At 58.5% G+C, this 6,638-nt stretch carries 5 protein-coding genes; 1 reads left to right on the top strand and 4 read right to left on the bottom strand.

Annotated features, from left to right (window positions below; translation table 11 throughout):
- From FS320_RS35535 to FS320_RS35515, 4 genes are all read right to left on the bottom strand, one after another.
- The coding region (locus tag FS320_RS35535; RefSeq protein ID WP_244627602.1) for a DEAD/DEAH box helicase at positions 1–3,097 on the bottom strand (3,097 nt) is incomplete at its 3' end.
- 250 nt (positions 3,098–3,347) lie between these two features.
- Positions 3,348–3,545, bottom strand: a complete 198-nt coding sequence (locus tag FS320_RS47285; RefSeq protein WP_152717067.1) for a hypothetical protein — start codon at positions 3,543–3,545, stop codon at positions 3,348–3,350.
- Positions 3,546–3,906: 361 nt separating this feature from the next.
- Positions 3,907–4,581, bottom strand: a complete 675-nt coding sequence (locus FS320_RS35520; RefSeq protein WP_244627601.1) for a thermonuclease family protein — start codon at positions 4,579–4,581, stop codon at positions 3,907–3,909.
- Positions 4,582–4,644: 63 nt separating this feature from the next.
- Positions 4,645–6,105, bottom strand: a complete 1,461-nt coding sequence (locus FS320_RS35515; protein ID WP_152717064.1) for a serine protease — start codon at positions 6,103–6,105, stop codon at positions 4,645–4,647.
- A gap of 313 nt (positions 6,106–6,418) precedes the next feature.
- Here FS320_RS35515 and FS320_RS47280 point away from each other — a divergent pair.
- A partial coding sequence (locus FS320_RS47280; RefSeq protein ID WP_210252233.1) for a hypothetical protein occupies positions 6,419–6,638 on the top strand: 220 nt, incomplete at its 3' end.

Genomic DNA, 6,638 nt, shown 5'->3' with positions numbered 1-6,638 from the left:
GAGAGAAAAGAGAAAACCCGGCCCATGAGACACCTGTCGCAGACGATGAGGTGCTCGATAAGGAATCACGACGGGTGTCGGTCAGGCAAGCGCGGCCGATCAGCCCAAAAATGTGGGTAATTGAAAGGCGGATCGAAGCGCCTGGTTGCACAAGAACGACCTCGAATTCCAGCTTTGCGCGGCGTGCCTTTTCCTTGAAGTACGAAAGTTTCTTCATGTCACCCTTCAGGAAACGTGACTTGCCGTCGCGAACCCAAGACTCCTGACGCCGTTTGAGGTCTTGGTACAAGGTCGGCAACCCCACGTGCTTGGCCGTGATGCTCTTCTGGGCCTGCCCACAGACTGTATAGAAATTCCTTATGTCCTGGGAGATCCGGCCCTCGTGCGCTCCCTTGCAGTGGACGAGGCACAACCGGATGGTTTCGTCATCCTGATCCTTCAGGCAAATGAGATCGGCCGCCTCGCCGCATCCGTCATCGTTGAACACAACATCGTACCCCGCCTCCAAATGTTCATAGGTGCGATACTGGATGGTGGCCTTGTCCTGTGACTTGTGCATCGATTCTTTGTTGAGTGGCACGCCGTTCCAGTTCCAGGATTCGAGCTTCTCCCTCTCATAGCGCCCGGCGTTAAGGTTAGCCGGGATGTGATAGCAGTTGTATGAGTAGGTGCCGTCTGCATAACGGATGATAAAGGGATCCTTCTGGAGATATTCTTCCAGAGGAACCGCGGGGTCATTGCCTTTTCTGAAGCTGACCGCCGGCCCCGACACGCGCTCATGGCGATATCCCCCGGGCAGGCTCTCGGAAATCGAAAGTCGGTATTCGGAGGACGGGCCGTCGCTGACGATCTTGATGACAATCGAGTCATTGGGCTCAACCCCGGCAACATCAAGGTTGACGGCGAACAGCGGCACCTCCTGATCGCCGAAGATGACAAATTGCCGGTCGTTGAACCGCATCTGAGCTTGCTCACCCCATTGAGCGGAGATTGGATGGGAGACATGTGGCCGCGAGATCCTCTCCGGTCGAAGAAAGCCCCTTGTGATGTTGCTCTCAAGCTCGTCTTCCGAGCACACCTTCGCCCAAGTTGCGGAGGTCCAGTTTATCCAGTCCGCAACGGTCCCGGACTTCTGCTGCCAAACTTTGCCACGGCGTTGCGTGCCGCCCCAGAGGACACGTTCGCCGCCTTCATACCCAAGGCACGCGATGTTGTTCAGGGATGACTCCGCTTTTTCGATGCTTGCAAGCCCCTCCGTCACATTGGGTCCGAAGTACGAAGTGAAGCTGATCGCACCGATCCTCGACGAGCCTAGGCTCTTGACCAAAGGCAGTTCCACGTTGTTGAGGATGTTGAAGATCGGCATCCCTGACACGAGCTCAGTCGCCTCGTCAGTGACCGCCCGGGCCATTCGCTCCGACCGAAGGGCATTGTAGTCGCTCGCATACAGCCAGAGCGCACCAGCGGCCTTGTCCCACCGGATGATGAGCAGATCGTAAATGGTATCAAGGACGTTCTGGTAATTGCCCCAATTCACCTCCTCGGATCGGCATACTACAGCCACGAGGACGTTGTCCTTTTCGTCGTAAGCAAACCAGCTCTCAGCGCCAGTGGGTAATACTGACTGATATTCGAGTGGAGACCAGTCCTGGCATGTTGTCCGAAAGATCTGAGCTGACAATGCCGGGCGCAGGTTCCAAAGCGAGAGCTGCGCGTGCAGATCTCCGGCGGCCTTCAAGCCAAAGACGACGTCCTGAAGCCTTAACTCCCTGTCGACTTGCTCTTCACTGAGGCGTTTGATGAGTTGATCCCAATCTGCGCCTTCCGCGTAAAGGCTGGCCAGCTTCGCCTCCGCATCCGGATCAGCGACGTTGGTGACCACCGTCGCCTCGCCAATAGTGCCGGTAGCACCCTTGCGGGTGAAGCGGCCGATAAACTGGAGCGTGACCGCAAGGGATTTATGGGTATCATGAAGCGCGGCCACCTTGAGGTTCGGCAGGTCGTATCCTTCGCCCAGCATGTCAACGCAGACGACAATGCGAGATCCATCCGGGCCCCGGTCAAGAAGCCGAGCAAGGGCCTCCTTGTTGGCCAGCGCCCGACCAGGCCCCGAGTAGACCAGGACTGGCCTTAGTTCGGGAGACAATCGGGCGTAGATGGCGGCAACTCTTTCGGCACGCTCCTTGGTTCGCGTTCGAGCCATCAGCAGGTGATCCAGGCCTAATTCATCCCGGTCGTGTTTGAGTGCCGCGATTGCTTCCGCGGCGATGGCGTGGTCACGAACGTCCTGGTCGCCGTACTCTTCGACGGTCCGCAAGTTGATCGGGCGGTAGTAATCCGCCGCTTGTGCGTCGCCCAGCTTGTAGTTGAAGATTATCTTGCCGTCGATGCGCTTGCCATCCCTCCGGAAGGGCGTTGCCGTAAACTGGATGATGCGCTTGCTCGCAAAGCGCTCACGGACCGCAGACCACGTTGCAGCCGTGATATGATGGGCTTCGTCGACGATGAGATCAGAGCATGCATCCGCGAGGCAGGTGACGGCAGCCTCGTCCGAAGCTTGCAGGGCGTTGGGAAGCGCGATGATGACGTTTGCGCTCTCGATTAGCTCTTGCGCCTCGTCGGCGGTTTTGATCCCACCGGTAATAACCGCCACGCGCGGACGAGCAATCTCCTTTGGCACCACCCCAGCTGCCGGCAGCACTCCAAGGGAGATGAACTTCCCTGCGATCTGGCTACGCAGCGTGTCGCTTGGTACCAGCACGAGAGTCCGCGGCAGCCGCCTGTAGACCTGCGTCGCGAGCATGGTCTCGGTCTTGCCGGTTCCCGTTGGAAGAACCACGGTGGCTGCCTCAAACGCCGAGCCGACTGCGAAATGGGCGGAGATGGCGTGCAGTGCGCCGATCTGGGGGGCCCGAAGGCCCGGCAACCCGGCTGCATCGTCTTCCGTACGGAAGTCGAATTTGTTTGTCCATGCCTGGAGGACTGCCTCCGGACTGTCCGCATATGCCTGGAGGTGGCCCAACGCGTCCCATTCCAAGGAGAACCGCTCCGGTATGGCTTCGAAGTCTTCGATGTCCGGCGAAACGACGACCGGCATTGACGCCGCGACGCGGCGTGCGCCTTTCCGCCTCAGCAAGATCTCGGAGTATGGCGCCGCAAGGTCCGTCGTGACGAGATCATGCCCTGGAAGTTGGGAGTCAGCGATTTTCGCTTTGCAGGTCGCGCCGCCAAAGACCCGTTGGATGACTATATTGCTCCCGATCCGTTTTTTCCGCTCGGGAAGCGGCGGCAGTTCAAGCACGCCGCGCCATTTCGGAAATAGACTCAATCACGCCTCCGGACGCACCTCAGTCCTCTGCACTTTCGACCAGAATCTTCATTGAAGCAAATTTTCCCAACACCGCGAAAGCCTCAAAGCACAATTTTCCGTTCGGCTTCTGAAGGTCATCCGCTTCGGAAGGGGCCCTAGCCTCTTGTTTGATGAATCTCAATCCGCTGGCGACCGCGCTGACCAATCCGCCCCATTCGGGTTCAGGCCATCCCATAGCGGGCGTCTCCCCTTGGTCGGCTCCTACGAGCGCAACAGTCTGAACTGGGATAGGCTCTAGCAGCCGATTTCGCTTTTGATCCTCTCGACCTCCGAGCGTGAACTACAGACGTTCTCGCAAGGGATCCCGTCACTGTCGCCATCAGCTCGGCGGTAGCCACCGCACCACATCTGAACAGCTTCTCGGCATGTGCTGGCTGCCTTGCAGGATCTGGCTTGGGCGACTTGGAAGGGTCGCAGGTTCCCCAGCCTGTCGAGAAGAGGCGACGAGCCAGGTTGATCGAAGGCGAGAGCGGATCCGAGTTGGCTTCCTGCCAACACCAGCCCAAAGACAAGTGATCTCAGCATTGAATTCTCCCCTACCCTCTTGGTGCCCGCCAGCCGGCGGCTTTTGCCTCGTCCTCAGAGCAGAACCAGCGCTCGCCCTTGGATTCATCGATGGTCGTACGGGCGTAGTTGCGGCTGCCGGGCAGATGGTAGATCCGCTCCGCGCCGGAGATGTTGCCTTTGATGGCGCACTTGCGGTCCGAACCTGTTGAGGCCTCGTTGGGCAGCCTTTCGCCACGGCGCCACTCCCACGGCTTGACGAAGGTGCCCGCCCATAGACCGCGCTTGGCGCGTTGGGCTTCCTCCTCCTCGTCGGAATAGCGGCCGTCGGAATACTGAGTGTATTCGACCGCCCAGCCCTGTCGGATCAGCTCACCGGCGATATCTCGTCCATTGGCCTCGCAGGTGACGACGATGCGGCCGTAACGATCCCGGTCCTGCTCCTTGCAACTCACCCGTCCGTTTCGCCCGATGATCGACGCAAGCGCATCGGCTGCTTTTGAGCCGCAGAGATACCGAGCTCCAGAAGCGTCATTGCAGGTCTGCTGGCTTTCCGGGCCGTCAACGCCATAAAGGCGGATGCGGGTTTTCTCGCCTCGGATGGCAATGGTGTCCACGTCGATAACATCGGCTTGGCCCGAGAGGGACTGAGCCATCACCGGCGATGTCAAAATGATCAAGGCAAGAGCAACTATAGCGGAACGCAAGCTGATTTCTCCGGATGGCATCTTTGAATTGTCACGAGTGGATCAGCTGATCCTCTGCCCCGATCATTCGCACCGTATTAGCACACTCACCTGCTTGGCCTGATCGGCGAGATCGGCTGGGGCCATGACCTGGCTCGCTGCACCCTGCTCAATGGCGACCTGATTGCTCTCCAGGAAGCTGACTGCCAATGATCCCTTGATGGCGAAGTTGACGTTCTGAGGAATGTCGCCGTTCGTTGCGACCATCACATTGAGCGCGTTGAGTTTGGCCGAGACGACACCCACAACATTGCCGTTCTGATCAAAGAGCGGACCACCCGAGTTCCCTGGCTGCACCGGGGCGGAGACCTGGAGGTATCGGCTGTCATCCTTGAGCCCGGAAAGCGCCGTGACATTGCCAAGAGTGAAGTTGCCCGAACTGGACAGAAGAGTGGTCAGGGGAAAGCCAAATGCGGCTACTCCTTCGCCGAGCCGGATACCCAACCGAATACCTGCTATCTTGCTGGGCCTTAAAGACGTTCTAAGGAGAGCGAGGTCATTTGTAGTATCCTTGGCCAGTACTCTCCCGGAGACTACATCACCGTTATCAGCCTTCACATCGATGGATGAGCAGCGATCCACGACATGGGCATTCGTCAGCACATACCCCTCTCGGGACACGAAGAAGCCGGTACCGGAAGATGGACCCTTTTCGTCAGGTTCCGACTTCGGAGTTGGCTCAGGAGCTTTGGACTCTGGCGGACGAGCGACCGCGACCGTCTCCTGAGGTGGGGTCATTGTCGGAGCCTCGGTGAAGGGAGCCCCCGTCATGGTTGCCCAGAAAGACCCGGAGATAAGGGTTGCCACCCGCTCCATATGAAGTTGGGTTTCACTGCCCTTCCAGAACAGGAAGAAGCCCAGCACCCCACGGCCATCCTCATGAAACCGGATATAGGAGTCGACGCCATTGGCCGTCGACATCGAGACAACGAAGAAGTCCGACTTCAGGATCTTGTAGTGAACCCTGCCGCCCTCGGATAGAACCTTTTCGAGGACGCTCTGGTAGTTCGCGACGAGCGTCGTGCCGCCGAAATACGAATAGGCCAGGGATGCCCTGCCCTGGGGGTCTGACCAGGCAATGCCGTTCTCGTCTCTCTTGGCAACCAGTCCGAGCCCAAGCGGCACCCAGATCGGATGGCCACGGCTGGGATGGGGGATGGCGCGGAAATTCCACGTCTGCAAAAGAGGCATCGCGCTATTGAGCACCTGCCCGAACAGGTCCGCATCAACGGCCCCGTTCGGGATACGCCCGTAATCCCGCTGGTAGTTCGCAATGGCCTCGAAGAGCCGGTTGCTGAAGTTCACGTTCGGAACGGCCGGCCAGTAGCCGTTGGCCGTCAGCAGGACCTGAAGCTTGATCCGCTCATCAACGGTCAGCAGCGAGAAGCTCTGCTCGGCTTGCTGGTATCCAGGAGGGCGGCGCTGGGCAACCGCCGGTTCCGCCATGGTGAAGAAGGCGATCACCAGAAGAACCCAACGCATCATGAAACTTCCTTGTCCGGCGGAACTTGCCACCAGATTGCCATATTTCAACCCTGAGGCGCTATAGCTTTGGTAGCACAGTCAGTTGTTAGCACGCAGTCAGAGCCCGATTTGGAGACTCCTGGTTAACTCAGGCACCGCAGCAGTTGAAACTGTACTCGCCGAAGTCACGGCACCACCTCTTTAAGGTACATTGTTTCGATAGGTGCTTTCAGCTTAATTCAGCTCCGAGCCGATCATCAATCGGGTTGCGCTCATTGAACTGGAGCATCGAGAACCTAAGAAGACGGTATTCACCTGCGAGGGAGGTGCCTCAATGAGCAAGGACAACCCGCTGAGGCCGCGTTCACGCCGGAGCCCTGAGCGGATTCTCAGCGACGCTGAGTTGCAGCGCTATGGGCTTCGCCGGCTTTCAATTACCCACATTTTTGGGCTGATCGGCCGCGCTTGCCTGACCGACACCCGTCGTGATTCCTTATCGAGCACCTCATCGTCTGCGACAGGTGTCTCATGGGCCGGGTTTTCTCTTTTCTCTC

Origin of the sequence: Microvirga tunisiensis, from assembly GCF_009296175.1 — a bacterium.
Classification (GTDB): Bacteria; Pseudomonadota; Alphaproteobacteria; order Rhizobiales; family Beijerinckiaceae; genus Microvirga; species Microvirga tunisiensis.
This window is presented reverse-complemented; position numbering and strand designations above follow the sequence as displayed.

Bases quoted from the DNA above. Each gene is read 5' to 3' on its own strand.
- FS320_RS35515 (WP_152717064.1), bottom strand. From the start codon at position 6,105: ATGATGCGTTGGGTTCTTCTGGTGATCGCCTTCTTCACCATGGCGGAA.
- FS320_RS47285 (WP_152717067.1), bottom strand. From the start codon at position 3,545: ATGGGATGGCCTGAACCCGAATGGGGCGGATTGGTCAGCGCGGTCGCC.